Source organism: Alteromonas sp. W12, from assembly GCF_001924945.1.
Taxonomy (GTDB): domain Bacteria; phylum Pseudomonadota; class Gammaproteobacteria; order Enterobacterales; family Alteromonadaceae; genus Alteromonas; species Alteromonas macleodii.
Map to the genome: position 1 here is coordinate 709,855 of NZ_LQXH01000001.1, position 16,412 is coordinate 726,266.

Annotated in this window: 11 protein-coding genes; 4 read left to right on the top strand and 7 right to left on the bottom strand. The window is 45.7% G+C overall.

What is annotated here, in order from left to right; all coding sequences use genetic code 11:
- Positions 1-15: 15 nt before the first annotated feature.
- Positions 16-852, top strand: coding sequence for a 2,5-didehydrogluconate reductase DkgB (gene dkgB, locus AWH61_RS02935; RefSeq protein WP_014978653.1), 837 nt, complete (start codon positions 16-18; stop codon positions 850-852).
- A 30-nt stretch (positions 853-882) separates the two neighbouring features.
- On the top strand, positions 883-1,818 hold the full coding sequence (locus tag AWH61_RS02940; RefSeq protein WP_075176171.1) for an alcohol dehydrogenase catalytic domain-containing protein: 936 nt from the start codon (positions 883-885) through the stop codon (positions 1,816-1,818).
- Between the two features lie 266 nt (positions 1,819-2,084).
- On the opposite strand, the gene AWH61_RS02945 is transcribed toward AWH61_RS02940, so the two are convergent.
- The 7 genes from AWH61_RS02945 to AWH61_RS02975 form a co-directional block, all read right to left on the bottom strand.
- Positions 2,085-3,116 (bottom strand): DUF2955 domain-containing protein, encoded by a 1,032-nt coding sequence (locus AWH61_RS02945; RefSeq protein WP_020743114.1) that lies wholly within the window; start codon positions 3,114-3,116, stop codon positions 2,085-2,087.
- A gap of 9 nt (positions 3,117-3,125) precedes the next feature.
- Positions 3,126-4,199, bottom strand: coding sequence for an HlyD family secretion protein (locus tag AWH61_RS02950; RefSeq protein ID WP_075176172.1), 1,074 nt, complete (start codon positions 4,197-4,199; stop codon positions 3,126-3,128).
- Positions 4,196-4,651: a MarR family winged helix-turn-helix transcriptional regulator gene (locus tag AWH61_RS02955; RefSeq protein WP_014948722.1), complete on the bottom strand. Its 456-nt coding sequence runs from the start codon at positions 4,649-4,651 to the stop codon at positions 4,196-4,198. Before AWH61_RS02955 ends, AWH61_RS02950 begins: the two co-directional genes overlap by 4 nt.
- 283 nt (positions 4,652-4,934) lie before the next feature.
- Positions 4,935-7,919: a TonB-dependent receptor plug domain-containing protein gene (locus AWH61_RS02960; protein WP_075176173.1), complete on the bottom strand. Its 2,985-nt coding sequence runs from the start codon at positions 7,917-7,919 to the stop codon at positions 4,935-4,937.
- 638 nt (positions 7,920-8,557) lie between these two features.
- Positions 8,558-9,286, bottom strand: a complete 729-nt coding sequence (gene btsR / locus AWH61_RS02965) for a two-component system response regulator BtsR (RefSeq protein ID WP_075176174.1) — start codon at positions 9,284-9,286, stop codon at positions 8,558-8,560.
- Positions 9,287-9,288: 2 nt separating this feature from the next.
- On the bottom strand, positions 9,289-10,980 hold the full coding sequence (locus tag AWH61_RS02970; protein WP_039233207.1) for a sensor histidine kinase: 1,692 nt from the start codon (positions 10,978-10,980) through the stop codon (positions 9,289-9,291).
- Between the two features lie 122 nt (positions 10,981-11,102).
- Complete coding sequence (locus tag AWH61_RS02975) at positions 11,103-12,596, bottom strand: carbon starvation CstA family protein (RefSeq protein WP_075176175.1); 1,494 nt, start codon at positions 12,594-12,596, stop codon at positions 11,103-11,105.
- 346 nt (positions 12,597-12,942) lie between these two features.
- Here AWH61_RS02975 and prfC point away from each other — a divergent pair, with 346 nt between their 5' ends.
- Together prfC and argS are read left to right on the top strand one after the other, a co-directional pair.
- Entirely contained in the window at positions 12,943-14,532 is a 1,590-nt protein-coding gene (prfC, locus tag AWH61_RS02980) for a peptide chain release factor 3 (protein WP_014948726.1), read from the top strand.
- Between the two features lie 33 nt (positions 14,533-14,565).
- On the top strand, positions 14,566-16,296 hold the full coding sequence (argS, locus tag AWH61_RS02985; RefSeq protein WP_075176176.1) for an arginine--tRNA ligase: 1,731 nt from the start codon (positions 14,566-14,568) through the stop codon (positions 16,294-16,296).
- The last annotated feature ends 116 nt before the right edge of the window (positions 16,297-16,412 follow it).

The window sequence follows — 16,412 nt, forward strand, 5'->3', positions numbered from 1 at the left end:
CAACAAGGAGGCATCATGCCGAATGTAAATCAGTCACAATCTAAAATTCCTTCGCTAGGTGTAGGCACGTTTCGCTTAAAAGACGATGAAGCCTATAACAGCGTGACAATGGCACTTGAAGTGGGTTTCCGTCACATTGATACGGCGCAAATTTACGGCAATGAAGAAGCGGTAGGTCGCGCTATTAAAGACGCTATTGCAAATAATCTTGTTGCACGTGAAGACCTTTACGTCACCACCAAGGTGTGGAATGACAAGCTGAATAAAGCAAGCTTTGTGGATAGCGTAAAAGAGAGTTTGGAAAAGCTTCAACTGTCGTACGTTGACCTGCTACTTATTCATTGGCCGTCACCGGAAAACGGCGAAAGCATGGAAGAGTACCTAGGTGAATTGCTGCGCGTTAAGGAACTGGGACTCACAAAAGAAATTGGTATTTCTAACTTTACCGTGGCACAAATTGAAGAAGCGGTGAGTATCTTGGGCGAGGGCGTTATTTCCACGAATCAGGTAGAGGTACACCCTTATCTTACTAATGAAAAAGTGCGTGCAGCGTGTGAGAAACACGGTATCACAGTGACAGGATATATGCCGTTTGCTGTTGGTAAAGTGCTAAAAGACGAGACCATCATTGCAATAGCAGATAAGCACGGCGTGAGCACTGCTGAGGTAGTGGTAGCCTGGGAGCTGGCCCATGGTTTAGTCACTATTCCATCGTCGACTAAGCGCAAGAATCTGGAAACCAATTTCAAAGCGCTTGAACTTACCTTAGGCGCTGACGATATCGCAAAGATTGACGCGCTAGATTGTGGCGACCGTCAAGCCAACCCAGATTTTTCACCTGCGTGGGACTAATCGGAAAAATCACTGTATTAAGGAGCTTTTATGCAAGCTAACGTTTGGCAATTTGAACAAGCTGGCGCATCGCTGGTAAAGCAGGTACGCGAGTTTTCTGAGCCGAAGGCAGGGCGTATTGTCGTGCGCAACTATGCTATTGGCATTAACCCAGTTGACTGGAAGTTTATCGATGATAACCCGCGCGACTGGGAAAAAGGGCATATTCCCGGTGTGGACGGTGCGGGTGTTGTTGTCGCTGTAGGTGAGGGCGTTGATAACAGTCTATTGGGTAAGCGTGTGGCTTACCATCATAGCCTAGGTGAAAACGGAAGTTTTGCCGATCATAGTGAAGTGTATGCTAGCCGTGTAATAGTCGTGCCGGAAAGCGTTGATTTTGCACTAGCTGCTGCGTTGCCATGTCCAATGCTTACTGCCTGGCAAGCGTTCAGTAAAGTGCCGGTCCGAAAGGGGGCTGACGTGTTAGTCAGCGGTATGGGCGCCGTTAACAAATTGCTGGCGCAAATGCTTTCTCAGGCCGGTTTTAATGTACATGTTATCTCAAGGAGCTTTTCGCAAGAGCAAGCCGATGAGATGGGCGTAAAAGCCATCCATCGCGGTAAGCCTGAAGGGCAAACCTTTTACGCGCTTTTTGACGCAAACGGGCCAGACTATGCGGCGTCACTTGTACCGCTTCTTGAAGCTAATGGTCACGTAGTGAGTATTCTAGGTCGTATTGAAGTGCCTGTTGATGCGCCTTTCACGCGTACTATTTCTTATCATGAGATAGCGCTAGGCGCGCTGCATGATTATGGCGATTTGTCACAGTGGCAGCGTTTGGTGAAAGACGGTGAGGCTCTACTTGAGCAAGTTGCTGCGCAAACGTTGGTTGTCGAAATACCTAACGTGTTTGAATTCGATAATTTGAACAACGCGCTGCAATTTTCAAAAGAAGACAAGCGAAAGGCAGTGGTTGCGGTTTCATAGAGCCGGAATGATTAAGGTCCTTCTCTATCCTTAGCGATCTAAAGGGCTTCCTCTGCTCGCCTAAAGGCTTCGACGATATCGTCGAAGCCTTTTACTCTTTGTCACAGTCCTTTAACCTAGCCCGCTAGGCTTGCAGGACTGTTTCGCGATTAAAAGGCTTCCATTTAGACCAAAATTTGTACACCAAAGGTCAACAAGCCCTAGAAGTAGCAAATCAACTTTTCGTCCACAAATTTTAACCAGTAAGCGTTATAACTACAGGTCTTTTAAGTAAACGTGTGGTGTCGTGTAGGCTGGAATTTGTTAAGTAGACTGTGTACGACATAAATAACGCACAGGCTAAGTGCAATAGCTACGACTACCGATGAAAAGCGATACAGCGCACTATAAATAATATCCTGTTGTGGAGAGAGTGACTGGCCGTACAAAATGCCAAATGTGGTAAGTACGCCAAAGCCAGTGCCAGCACCACCACCGCTAAGCACATGCTGGCGGCTGATGAAAAATACCAATATCCATAAGCTGAAACTTGCGAAAAACAACGTGTCACTGTAATTGAGCAAAATAAGCTGGGCGAGCAGGGCAAGATTACATCCAATTAGCGTGCCCAGCGCTCGCTGCCAGCCACTCAATGTGGCTCCTTTCCAACACAGTGGAAAAAGAATCAATACACTTGCAGCTTGTGCTGATATCGAATCTACTAAGTCGAAGGTTTGAAATACAGCAAACGATAGCGTGGCGACAGTGGTGCATAATATGACTTCGTGGCGAATACTTGCTTTATCTTTTGCCGCTTTGGGCAAAGGCGTGCGCGGCTCTTCATCGGGAAAAACAATATGCAAAGCGAATGCAATTATTAATGCCAACAGAATTGCACCGATGTTTGATATCACTAATGCGTAGATATCTATTCCATCGCTGCTGTAGCTGGCAAAGTGTAGCTGCAGCGAAAGTCCTACAAGGGAAAACGCACCGAATAAATACAGCGTACCTTTACTCATTTGCCAAAACAGAAAAGCGAAAGTGATGGCGATTAGCGGCGTGATCAGCAATGGGTGGCTTCCGAACAAGCCGTATACCACTAAAACAGCCGCCGCCGGAAAGATAGTTGCGGCAAGAAATTGTCGAATAATGTGACCATTTAAAACGGCTACCAGTCCAAGCAACAAAATAGGGTACAAGGTAAAAAATATCGGATTAGGCCAATCCAGCGCTTTCGATATAGCAAAGCCCAACGTGGCGCCGGAGGCGATCCTAAGCATCTGCTGGACATCATTTTTACTTAGCTGTGAATCCATAATTTAAGTCTAATAAATGAAGTGCAGCAGGCTTATAAAGTGAATTTGAATGTTCGCTGCCACACTTTCAATAGGGTTGTCTGGAACTATCTGCACGGTAGCGCGAGCGCCACTGGTGAGGTGGTTTAACGATATGTCTTGTTCTTCAAGCTTAATGTGGACACGTTGGCGCTGCGCATCTCGTACCCATCGATTCGACTTTTCAACGCTTGCAAGGGTACCGTTGGCGGCGAGTTGGCCGTCGCTGACACCAGCTTCAAATTCTTCCACTTTAGCTTCAAATACTTTGCCCGGTAGTGCATCAAAAACGACGTTAGCGCGAATGCCTTCTTTTACATTGGCGAGTGATTTCTCTCGAAAATCCGCAACCACATCTAGTGTGTTATCGACAACTGAGGCAAGGGGCGTACTTTGTTTAGCATAAGTGCCTTGAGTTACCTGCATGTTTGCCATTATGCCGTCATGCGGTGCTTCAATTTTGGTATAGGCTAAGTTCAACTCTGCCCGTTTAACCGCATTTACCGCTTCTAGATATTTTAGGTTTTTGTCACCTTGCTTACCTCTTGCAACAACTTGCTGGTTTAGATCGGCTTCAAGCGCACTAATTTCAGCTTCAGCGCTTTTAAGTTGCGCGTACGCTTTGTCCACGTTTTGTTGAGATACCGCTTTAGTTTGAACTAAGGAATTAAGTCGTTGAAATTCACTGTTGCGTTCGTCGTAAACCGCCGATGCAGCCTCTATCTTTGCTCTAATCGCTTCCGCTTTCGCATCTATCTGAGCGTTCTCTAACTCCACATTTGCCAAATCAATTTGCGCCTTTTCTAGCGCAATTAGGTAAGGTGTCTCATCAATGACAAATAAAACCTGCCCTTCCTTTACGGTTTGGTTATTTTTGACAAGCACCTCATTTATCGGCCCATTTATCTGAGGAGAGATTTGCGTGACCTGATGATAGACTCTCGCCTGTGGTGTCATTGGCATGCGTATATCTGCAATAATAAAGTAGATAAAGCAGATGGCAAAAGCGACCAAAGCCAGCTTTATGTACCTAGCAAATTCCTGATCTGGGGTTCGTTGACTCACTTAAGTGACTCCAATAATTTTGCGGCATTAACTTCAATTTTTTGAACACATTTAGCCATAATGCGTAACTCTTCTTCAGATACTCCTGCGTACACTTCATCTCGCAGCGCCATCAATGTACTTTCGATATCATTCATTCGACCTTTGCCCATATCTGTGAAGTAAAGTAAGCGACTTCGTTTGTCGTTAGTATCGGTAACGCGTTTGATTAACCCGGTAGTTTCGAGCTGTTTAATTGTGCGAGTTAAGCTAGGCATTTCTATTTCCAAGCTTTCAGCCACCATCTGTTGCGTACAGCCCTCACCAAGTAATGACATGTGAATCATTACGCGCCATCTAGACTCTGTAAGATCGAGATGAGCGACCGATTCAGTGACAGTTCTTCTGCACTTTTGCGCAGTGCGGGCAAAAAGCGCAATAAGTTGGAGTGGCATAGGTTCTGAAAATGACATGTAAAAACCGTTGATTTACTTAGCATGCTAACTATTTTATTTGCTTAGCATGCTAAGTAAATGGCATTGAGATGAGAAAGAGATTTTGCAAGCTGAGTGCTTATTATGAGAAAAGTGTCAGATACGAATATAAGCCTGCGCTTTTTGCGAATATTTATACTTCAAATGAGGGGAGATGAAGCCCTTAACAAGTAAATGAGGGATTCATAAAACTAGGCCAAATAAAAAAGCCGTTTATTAAACATAAACGGCTTTTTGCTTAGGTCCAAAGGGAGATTTGGATTTAGAATTTACCTCGGAATGAAGCAAACCAGTTTGTGCTAGTGTCGTAAACTGTTGGGTACGTGTTACCGTTACCAAGAGCTGGACCTGCACCAGAGTAAACTGGAGGTTGCTCACCAAGAAGGTTAAGAACACCTAGCGTGAACTCTAAGTTATCGTTCATGAAATAAGTAGCAGAGATATCAAGATAGTTGATAGCTTTGAATCCAGTTTCTAGTGTATCACCGTCATCATCGTTATCAGTTGTACCGAAGTGTCTCCAAGTCGCAGTAATATCAACGTCTAGGTTGGTATTCCACGTTGCCATAAATCTATGACGATACTCAGGGTTAGGAGCGCCACACGCGTTACCAAAGAAGCCAGCACACTCAACAGTATCACCACCAGGGAATGGTACGGTGCTTAGCTCATCTAGCATAGTTGCCGCGTAGTCAAATCTCACATCACCCAGCTCTGTGTCGAAATTGTAACCTACTTGGACGTCTAGACCCGAAGTTTTAAGTGTGGCAATGTTTAAGTTTGTTTGTTGGAAACCAACACCAAACGTACCTGCTGCAAGTGAACCAGCTGAAGAGCGCGTGATTAGATTACAGAAGGTTGGGTCACCTGAATCTAGACAGTTGTCGAAGATTGTTTGAGCTGGAATACCAGCAGAAATCGCATCTTCTACCTCAATATCAAAGTAATCCAACGTAATCGAAAGACCTTCGATACTTGCTGGTGTAATTACAACACCAAAGGTTACGGTATCTGCAGTCTCAGGAGATAGTTGTGGGTTACCACCTGTTAGTGATTGTGTTTGACCAGAGATAACGTCAAGGATGTTACCGTATTGCGCTGCTGTCACACCTGTTCTTGCACAGGTCTCAAGCGTCGCGATAGGGTTGCTTCCCGCACATGGATCGTATAGCTGCTCACCATTTGCATCAACACCCGCTGGGCTTAAGTTAGGTAGACCAGTGTTTTGACCCGTGAACAAGTCAATTACATTAGGCGCTCGAACAGCGCGCTGGAATTGTGCACGTAGTTTAACATCATCTACTGGTGTCCACGCTAATTGGTAACCGTAGGCATTGGTGTCAAAACTGTTAGTCGTGCCGTTACCGTCTGCGTCATAGTCAGAGAAACGATACTGCGCGCTTAGTACTAACTCTTCCGCGAACTCTGCGCCAGAAACAAGTGGTACTTGAACCTCTGTGAAGAATTCGCGAACTTCGATTTTACCTGAAACGGCAAGTGTTGCACCGCCTACACCGGTGAAACCACCGCCCTGAACTTGGCTGATTTCATCAGGTGATGAAGCAAGTTCGTCTTTGCGATACTCAACACCAAACAGCACGCCAATACCATCATCAGCAGTAGGGATCTTAATGCCGTAATCGCCTAAGTTAGCTTGGATATCCGCGCCAAAAACTTTTTGTGATGTTTCACCGTTTACGATACCGATACCTTGGATGAAATCTAACTGGTCTTGCGTGACAGAGCTCTCGCCGCCAGGGCGTTGGAAGATGTTGTAAGGTACACAGCCGCCAGACTGGTCAAGACAAACAACATTACCGTTTTCGTCAGTGGTTGCTAACAGGGCTTGTTGTAAATTCGCAACAACAAAATCGTTCGTTGCTGAACTCTGGTCGCGAGTTTCAGAGATTTGACCGAATACGTTCCACGCCCAGATGTCATCGATGAAACCATTTAGGCCACCAACGAAGCGCCATGCGCTGTTCTCTAAACGAGAATTACGTGAGCCACCTTCAACGTTACGGTGAGATGCAGTGATTCCGCTAACGATCACATCGTTTGCAATATCGTCAGCCGAGCAACCGAAAATGTCAGTGAACGCTATGCCGCTGTTACCTTGGATGAATGGGTTTCCGCAGTTGATGTCGTATGCGCCAATACCAAACGAGGCACTTGGTGCAATCTGAGCATCACTCGTGTTGTTGATGTATGAAAAATCTGCGTAAGCTTCTAAATCGTCTGCAAGCTCATAGTCACCTTTCGCATAGAAATGGTAACGCTCAGAAGGGCGTTGGAAGAAGTTGGTTGCACCAAAGTTATAGGTTTGTGTTGGGCCGCCAGCGTAAGAGATGATGTTTCCATTTTCTTCTTGGAACGCAAAACCACCCGGGCCACCAAACAAGCGGAAGTTTGCTGAACCTACACAACCAAAGCCTTCGAAGCTTGATGCACCATTGCTTTGACCCAGCGTACACGCTGAGAAAATTCGGTCAGCCTGGACAATTTCCTCACGATCTTCATACGATGCGTAGATGGTTACGTTGCCTTTACCGTCAGCAGAAGATGCGCCAAACATTGTGTAAATAAGCGTTTCATCGCCGTCCATGGTTGAACCAGGAATAGGCTGCTGCGCAGCGTTTAGCACGCCTTCGTACAGACCGTTATCGTTGTCAGCGTAGTTTGTGCTGAACTGACCACCAAACTCTACACCTTCGAAATCATCGCGAAGAATAAAGTTTGCAACACCACCGACGGCGTCAGAGCCGTATACCGCTGATGCACCACCAGTTAGGATATCAACACGTTCTAGCATTTGCGTTGGAACTAAGTCGACGTTAGCAGCACTGGTACCCGAGGATCCATAGGGGAGACGTTTGCCGTCGATAAGTACTAACGTTCTGTTCGCACCTAAACCGCGAAGGTTTAGTGTTGCAGTACCTGTTGAACCATTCGAAACTTCTGATGCTTGGCCTGCGAACACCTGCGGAAGCACGTTAACGAAATCTTCTACACGTAAGTTACCGCGAGCAGCTGCTTCAGCGCCTGATACGCTCAGTACAGGAGTTGCTGCTGCAACATTTGGGTTAGAAAGTAGACGCGAACCAGTAACCTCGATTTTCTCAACCGGTTCTTCCTCTGATTCGACGTCATCTTGGGCATAAATACTACCAGAAAATGCCAACGATGCGGCAGCGCCAAAGGCGCAGGCAAGTCTCACCGACTTTGCCAGTTTGTGGTTTGTAAACATTGTAGTCTCCCTAGACTTTGATTTATTGCTTTAATTATTTTTAGTGTGTTTTTAGAAAAAGTTTAATTTTTCGTGTTTTTTTGTATTTTTTCTGTACAGTTGTGTGGTCTGGAAAATTCATGGACATGCTGAAAAATTGTTTGATTTGGTACAGCAAAATGCGTCATAAAATTTTATTTTTATACTTTCGTCGCATTTTTTTTATGTACTTCGTGTAGTAGCTTTAACTCTAGAAAAGGCAGTGCTCAGCAACGCTTTAGGCGAGGTTTGGCGAGAAGTTCGGGCAAGTCGCGCTAACAACCGAAGAGGCAAAAAGGAGGCAAAAAAGGCATTATTTGCGTGGAGTTTGGGTGGGACAAAGCGAAGCGAAATTTGCAAACCCTACTTTCAGCGTGGTGGACCCAGTTTACACTTAGCGGGTTTTAAACGTTTTTGGGTCCGACAGAATCTATCCATCAGTTAGCTTGAAAAGAATCGGGCTTGGAGCGTGGAACGAACAACTAACAATTGCGAATACTACCGAAAAAATTGAGTTAAATGAGAAAGCTAACAGCAAGCCCGCTGACGTGCTTTCAGACGGGTGAAAAAAAAAAGAAGCAACGCTAGTTTCTATTTTTAAAATGCAGATTTCAAACAGTTTACAACTGCAACAGCGACTTTAACTTTTTGAGATATCGACGGCTCACGGGAACTGAATCTCCCGTCTTCATTAGAAGCGTAGCAAGGCCATTATCCAAGAGTTTAATTTCCGCAACGCATGATAACCTCACCAAGTATTGCCGGTGACACCGAACAAGCGCGGTTCTCTCTTCTAAGATTTTCAATGTGAGCTGCGTGTCTGCTTGTTGTTCTAGCGATCTAACATGTACGCCCGCCACATCGCTATAAGCAAACTGAATATCAGATTCGGGTAGCAGTAATATGCGCTGATGACCTACGCAAGGAATATGTACTAACGTGGGGGAGGCAATAGCGTCAATGTCAGTTTGGGGCTGAGTTCTCTTTTTAAGCCTAGCAAGTGTTTTATCAAGCCGCTCTGGTTCCACAGGTTTGAGCAAGTAATCAAATGCGTTATCTTCAAATGCCTGAAGGGCATACTGTTCAAAAGCGGTGACCAGTACAACATAAGGCATGGTGTCTAAATCAAGCATAGCCAGCATATCGAGTCCAGAGAGCTGGGGCATTTCTATATCAAGAAATATAACATCCGGACGGTGTTGTTTAATTAATGCCAACCCCTCTATGGCATTTGCGGCCTCGGCTAAGACTTGTACTTCATTGGTTTCGTTGAGTAACTGGCAAAGCTCCTCTCTGGCGAGCGGTTCGTCGTCAATAACAAGCGCGCGAAATGCTGAGTTCTTAGTCATTGTTAGCCCTGATGAGAATGGTAATGAGTGTGTGGAATGGAAAAGGACATCCGAGTGAACTGGTTAGTTCGACATTCGATCACCAGGCCTGCTTGTTGACCAAACTGATGAATAAGCCGTTTATCTACAATATCCATCCCTAAACCTGCGTGTTGCTCTTTTTTGGGTTTATACAAGCCAGCATTATCTTCAACGAGAATGTGAATATGGTTATCTGTTGTACATCGTACATTCAAAGTTAAATGCCCACCCTCTATTCGTTGGGCGATACCGTGTTTAACCGCGTTCTCTACCAGTGGCTGTAACGTAAAACTTGGTAGAAGCGCTGACATGGCAGCATCGTCACACTTGATGGCAACCTGTAGGCGTTCGGCAAAACGCGCCTTCTCGATTGCCAGATAAGCATTAACGTGGTCAATCTCTTCTTTTAGTGTCACCACCGCGGTGTTTTGCTTTAGGTTTATTCTAAAAAAGCGTGACAAGCTTAGCACGAGCTCTCTGGCCCTTTTGGGATCGCGACGAATAATAGCGCTAATCGTATTGAGCGCGTTAAATAGGAAATGAGGATTGACCTGTGCATGTAGCAGTTTGATTTCAGACTGTGAGAGCAGATCTTTTTGCTGCTGATATGCGCCGTAAACAATTTGACTAGACAGCAATTGAGCGATGCCTTCTGCCATTGACAGGGTAACCGTCGACATAAACTTCCGTTTGGGTTCGTAAAGCTTAATAGTACCTACCACCTCAGAGCCAGAGTGAAGTGGAATAATCAACACTGAACCCAGCGGACAATTTTTGTTTAATGTGCACTGATATGGGCGCTCAGCGCCATCTAAATGGACTATTTTGTTATTGTTCAGTGACTCCATCGTACTTGATGACGATATGGGGGTGTTTGGTAGGTGATGATCGGCACCCGTTCCGATAAACGCCAGAATCTTTTCTTTATCAGTAATCGCTACCGCACCCACATTCGTTTCTTCATAGATAATACGTGCTACTTTTTCTGCATTAACTGGGGTGAATCCAGATGTGAGCACGCCCACTGAGCGATCTGCTATGGATAGTGCACGTCGTGAAAAAGTGGCAGAGTACTTTTCAAAAATCGTTTTTTTGTCAGATAAGATACTGATAAAAAGTGCGGCCCCCACAGAATTTGCAATAACCATAGGTGCGGCTATAGCGCTGACCAGTGCGTAAGACTTTTCAAAAGGCTCAGCAACGGTAAGCAGTATAGCCATCTGAAACAACTCTGCTATGAAGGTAATGACACCAACTTTCCATGGGTTGAAAAGATCTAGACTTTTGTTCTGGCGAACATAGTAAACGTGCATGAGGCCGCCGATAAGACCTTCCAGCGTGGTGGAAATAGCGCAGGCAACATCAGTAAAACCACCCAATGAGTAACGATGGAGGCCGCCGGTCAATCCTACGGCAAACCCAACTACTGGACCGCCTAGTAATCCTCCTATAACTGCCCCAATGGCTCTGGTATTGGCAATGGCGTCGTCTATTTGCAGACCAAAATACGTGCCCAGAATACAAAAGGAAGAAAAAACTACATACACCAAGTACCGGTGTTTGCGATGAGAAGAAATGCTGAGAATAGGAAGAAAAAGCGGTGTTTTACTCAGCATATATGCAAGCACAAGATACACACACATTTGTTGAAGTAGCGAAAGTATGAGTTCCATGCTTGCCAATATTACCGCCGATTAAAAATGAGCCTCATTATAACCCATGTCAAAAGTACAAAATAAATAGCCGCCCTATATAAAGGGCGGCTCATCATATTACACGTGTTTAGTGTAGGTAGTTACGCGTCTACCGGTTGGGAAGGTTTTTCAACATTCACAGATGATGGCTCAAGCGGCGCTTCACCTTTCCCCTTGGAAATTCGAATGACGTAAACCGTGGTGATTAGCGATGCGATAAGCCCGATGGTTGTCGATACATTCATCGCCATACCGAAACCCAAGGTGTCGTTGTTTAGAATAAAGGTAACGCAAACGGCCGTCATAAATATTGCTGGTACTGTAGTTATCCAGTGCAGTTTATTATGTCTTAGTAAGTATGCAGACGCGGTCCACAGCATCATGACGGCTGTTGCTTGGTTGGCAAATCCGAAGTAGCGCCAAATAACGCCGAAATCGACTTGGGTAAGAATACCGCCAAGCACAAACAATGGGGCGGCCATGAACAAGCGGTTACGTATACCTTTTTGTTCAACGTTAAAGTACTCGGCCATGATAAGACGACTTGAGCGAAATGCGGTGTCGCCAGACGTAATAGGAAGAATAACCACGCCAAGAAAAGCCAGTACGCCACCAACAACACCTAAAAGACCGAATGATGAGGCATAGACAACGTTTCCAGGGCCACCATTGGTAATAGCTGCCGATAGTCCTTCTAAATTGTCGAAGTAAGAAAGGGCAATGGCACACCAGATAAGGGCAATCACACCTTCACCTATCATCGCACCAAAAAACACAAAACGTCCGTTCTTCTCGTTCTCCATACAGCGAGCCATAAGCGGGGACTGGGTGGCATGAAATCCAGAGATAGCGCCACAAGCGATAGTGATAAAGAGCGCTGGCCAAAGAGGCATATCGTTAGGATTTAAATTCGTCAGCATATCACTTGCCGTGAATTTGCTAAGTATCGAGTGCTGGTCAGAATAGCTGGCCGCGGCTAATAATCCCACCGACATGAAAATAAGAAGGGCTCCGAAAAACGGATAAAAACGACCAATAATTTTATCTACAGGAACAATGGTAGCCAAAATATAGTAGGCAAAAATAATGGCGACCATAGTGCCAACTTCAACATGCCATGATGTCTGATCATTAACGAGATTTGTGATCATGCCTGCGGGCGCTGAGACAAAAACTACACCTACCAGTAGAAGCAGCACAATAGCGAACAAGTTCATAAAGTGCTTAGCGCCTCGGCCCAAATAACGGCCAGATAAGCTAGGCACAGATTCGCCATTGTTGCGAACTGACAGCATGCCTGAGAAATAGTCGTGAACAGCGCCGGCAAAAATGCACCCTAATACAATCCAAAGCATGGCAGCTGGGCCATATAGTGCACCCATAATAGGACCAAATATAGGGCCTACGCCAGCAATGTTCAGAAGCTGAACGAGATACACCTTCGGTGTAGACATGGGAACAAAGTCTACGCCGTCTTTTTGGCTATGTGCAGGAGTGGGGCGTGCTGGTGTGACGCCAAATACCTTCTCAACAAAGGCGCCATATATAAAGTAGCCAGCAATAAGCGCGGCTACGCAAATTAGAAACAATATCACAGGGCGTTGTCCTTATTTTTATAAATAGGGTTTATAAAAAGGGTCTGTCACTTGTGTTGTAAACGGTGTGTACAACAATGTTTGAAATAGGTTAACGATGTGAAAGTGTGTATGCATGAAAAAAAGCAGTGAGTGGTCGCATAGCAAATTAAGCGGTAGGGAGTATGTAATTTCGCTCTACTGTTACGTGCAGTAAAATGCTAAAATCCGCGCAATTAATTACCAAGCCGTATCAAGCGTTTTACCGCAATACTGAATTTGCGCGGAAAAGCATTGCTTATCCGTTATGAAACGCGCCTGTAAGCAATTGATTTACAGGGATAATAGATAACGAAGATAAGTATTGATGTCAGATAAGAAGCTTCTAGAAGAGATTAAAAAGCGACGTACGTTCGCAATCATATCGCACCCGGATGCGGGTAAAACCACGATTACCGAAAAAGTATTGTTATTCGGACGCGCCCTGCAAACTGCCGGTACCGTTAAAGGTAAAAAGTCAGGTCAGCATGCTAAATCTGACTGGATGGAAATGGAAAAAGAGCGTGGTATCTCGGTAACCACCTCGGTCATGCAGTTTCCATATAGCGATCACTTAGTAAACCTGCTGGATACTCCGGGGCACGAAGACTTTTCTGAAGATACCTATCGAACACTGACGGCGGTTGACTCATGCCTTATGGTTATCGACGCAGCGAAAGGTGTAGAAGACCGAACCCGTAAACTTATGGAAGTCACCCGTTTGCGCGATACGCCGATTGTGACTTTCATGAACAAGCTTGACCGTGATATTCGCGATCCTATGGAACTGCTCGATGAAGTAGAAACCGAGCTTGATATCCTGTGTGCACCAATTACTTGGCCAATTGGCTGTGGTAAGAGCTTTAAAGGTGTATATCACCTTCACCGCGACGAAACTATTTTGTATCAAAGCGGCCAGGGTCACACTATCCAAGACGTGCGCATCATCAAAGGGTTAGATAACCCTGAGTTAGATACTGCAGTAGGAAGTGACCTCGCTGAAACCTTGCGTGACGAGCTTGAGCTTGTACGCGGTGCATCTAACGAATTTGAACAAGAGCTTTTCTTGGAAGGCCAGTTAACGCCAGTATTTTTCGGTACAGCATTAGGTAACTTCGGTGTTGATCATATGCTTGACGGTTTGGTTGAGTGGGCACCTGCGCCACTTGGCCGCGAAACCGAAGAAGGGACTATCGAAAGTACCGACGGTAAGTTCAGTGGCTTTGTATTTAAGATTCAGGCCAACATGGACCCGAAACACCGTGACCGCATCGCATTCTGTCGTATTGTGTCGGGCAAGTACGAAAAAGGCATGAAAATGCGCAACAGCCGTTTAGGTAAAGATGTGCGTATTTCGGATGCATTGACCTTCTTGGCTGGTGACCGTTCATTGCTAGAAGAAGCCTATGCCGGCGATATCATCGGCTTGCACAACCACGGAACCATTCGCATAGGGGACACCTTCACGTCAGGCGATAACTACCGCTTTACGGGTATTCCAAACTTTGCGCCTGAGCTATTTAAACGCATCCGCTTGAAAGATCCGCTTAAGCAAAAGCAACTGCTTAAAGGACTGATCCAGCTTTCTGAGGAAGGGGCGGTACAGGTGTTTAGACCGCTTGCCAACAACGATTTGATTGTGGGCGCAGTAGGTGTGCTTCAGTTTGACGTGGTAGTCGCTCGCTTGAAAGCCGAATACAACGTAGACGCGCTTTATGAGCATATTAACGTGAGCACTGCCCGCTGGGTTTACTCTGACAATGAGAAGAAGCTTGATGAATTCCGCCGTAAAGGTGAGCAAAACCTTGCACTAGATGGCGGCGATAACCTGACGTACATCGCACCTACTATGGTGAATTTACAGCTAGCGCAAGAGCGCTACCCTGATATTCAGTTCAAGAACACGCGCGAAAATTAAGCTAATAAAGATTAAACAAAGACACAATATATTATGAATATACATGCACTATTAGTTAACCGTTTCACTGAAGCTCTACAAGAAATGGGCGTAGAAAATGCGCCAGTGCCAGTTTCGCGCAGCGCTCGACCTGAATTTGGTGAATATCAGTTTAACGGCGCGATGGCGCTAGCCAAGCAGCTTAAGCAAAAGCCGCGCGATATTGCAGATAAAATTGTTGAGACTGTAAAGCTCGACGATATTGCCAGCAAGCTAGAAGTGGCGGGCCCTGGTTTTATCAACGTTCATTTAAATGACGAATGGCTGTCTAATCAGTGTGAGTTGTCGCTAACCGACCCACGTTTAGGTATTGCTAAGTCAAAAGAACAAAACATTGTTGTTGATTACTCATCGCCTAACCTGGCCAAAGAAATGCACGTGGGCCACCTGCGTACTACTATCATCGGCGATGCTGTGGTTAAAGTGCTTGAGTTCTTGGGCCACAACGTTATTCGTCAAAATCACATGGGCGACTGGGGCACACAGTTCGGCATGTTGCTTGCGCACCTTTCAGACAAGCTACAAGATGAAGTGGCTGAAACTGCACTCTCTGATCTTGAAGACTTTTACCGCGAAGCCAAAGTACGCTTTGACGAAGAAGAAGGTTTTGCCGACCGCGCCCGTGAATACGTAGTTAAGCTGCAGGGCGGTGACGCTCAGTGTCTGGCGCTATGGGAAAAGTTCATTGACGTGTCTATTGCCCACTCAGAAGAAGTGTACGACAAGCTAAACGTAAGCCTGACCCGTAAAGATATTATGGGTGAGTCGGCTTACAACGACGATTTAGCCAACGTAATCAGTGACCTTAAAGCGAAAGGCCTTGCAGTAGAAGACCAAGGTGCGCAGGTAGTATTTATACCTGAGCTTGCTGATAAAGAAGGTAACCCTGCGGTTTACATCGTTCAAAAGTCGGGTGGCGGCTATTTATACGCAACGACAGACCTTGCGGCAATGCGCTATCGCAGCGGCAAGTTAAACGCTGACCGTACGCTGATTCTTACTGACGCGCGTCAGGCACTGCACTTCAAGCAAACTGAAATTGTGGGCCGTAAAGCGGGCTTTATGAAAGAAGAGCAAACTTACGAGCATTGCCCATTTGGAATGATGCTAGGCAGTGACGGTAAGCCATTTAAAACCCGTACTGGCGGTACAGTTAAACTGGTCGAATTGCTTGATGAAGCCGTTGAGCGTGCGGGCAAACTTATCGCCGAGCGCGACAACGATTTAAGCGAAGACGAGCTTAAAGAAGTCGCTCACAAGGTGGGTATTGGCGCTGTGAAATACGCTGACCTATCTAAAAACCGCACAACTGATTACATGTTTAACTGGGACTCCATGCTAAGCTTTGAAGGTAACACGGCGCCTTACCTTCAGTATGCTTATACCCGTGTGAAAAGCTTGTTCAGAAAAGCGGGTGTGGATATGGCCACCATGCCAGTAGATATCAATATTGCTGAGAAACAAGAGCACGCGCTAGCTGTATTACTTATGCAGTTTGAAGAGGTGATTGGTACAGTATCTCGTGAAGCCACGCCTCATGTACTGTGTACTTACCTCTATGATGTGGCTTCAGCGTTTATGTCATTCTACGAAGCGTGCCCGATGTTAAAAGACGGTATTGAGCCAGCTGTACGCGATAGCCGTCTAGCGTTGTCAGCTCTGGTTGCCAAGACGCTAGAGCAAGGATTAACTCTACTTGGCATCGAAACACTAGAAAAAATGTAGTGTTCGCGGTACAACATACATATTGATAACAAAGAGGCTGACATTGATTGTCAGCCTTTTTTTATGCGAAACATAAGCGTCAACCCTACAACGCTCGTTTGCGCTAATCGTGATCG

Coding starts and splice junctions, on each gene's coding strand:
- dkgB (WP_014978653.1), top strand. CDS start 16: ATGCCGAATGTAAATCAGTCACAATCTAAAATTCCTTCGCTAGGTGTA.
- AWH61_RS02940 (WP_075176171.1), top strand. CDS start 883: ATGCAAGCTAACGTTTGGCAATTTGAACAAGCTGGCGCATCGCTGGTA.
- AWH61_RS02945 (WP_020743114.1), bottom strand. CDS start 3,116: ATGGATTCACAGCTAAGTAAAAATGATGTCCAGCAGATGCTTAGGATC.
- AWH61_RS02955 (WP_014948722.1), bottom strand. CDS start 4,651: ATGTCATTTTCAGAACCTATGCCACTCCAACTTATTGCGCTTTTTGCC.
- AWH61_RS02960 (WP_075176173.1), bottom strand. CDS start 7,919: ATGTTTACAAACCACAAACTGGCAAAGTCGGTGAGACTTGCCTGCGCC.
- btsR (WP_075176174.1), bottom strand. CDS start 9,286: ATGACTAAGAACTCAGCATTTCGCGCGCTTGTTATTGACGACGAACCG.
- AWH61_RS02970 (WP_039233207.1), bottom strand. CDS start 10,980: ATGGAACTCATACTTTCGCTACTTCAACAAATGTGTGTGTATCTTGTG.
- prfC (WP_014948726.1), top strand. CDS start 12,943: ATGTCAGATAAGAAGCTTCTAGAAGAGATTAAAAAGCGACGTACGTTC.
- argS (WP_075176176.1), top strand. CDS start 14,566: ATGAATATACATGCACTATTAGTTAACCGTTTCACTGAAGCTCTACAA.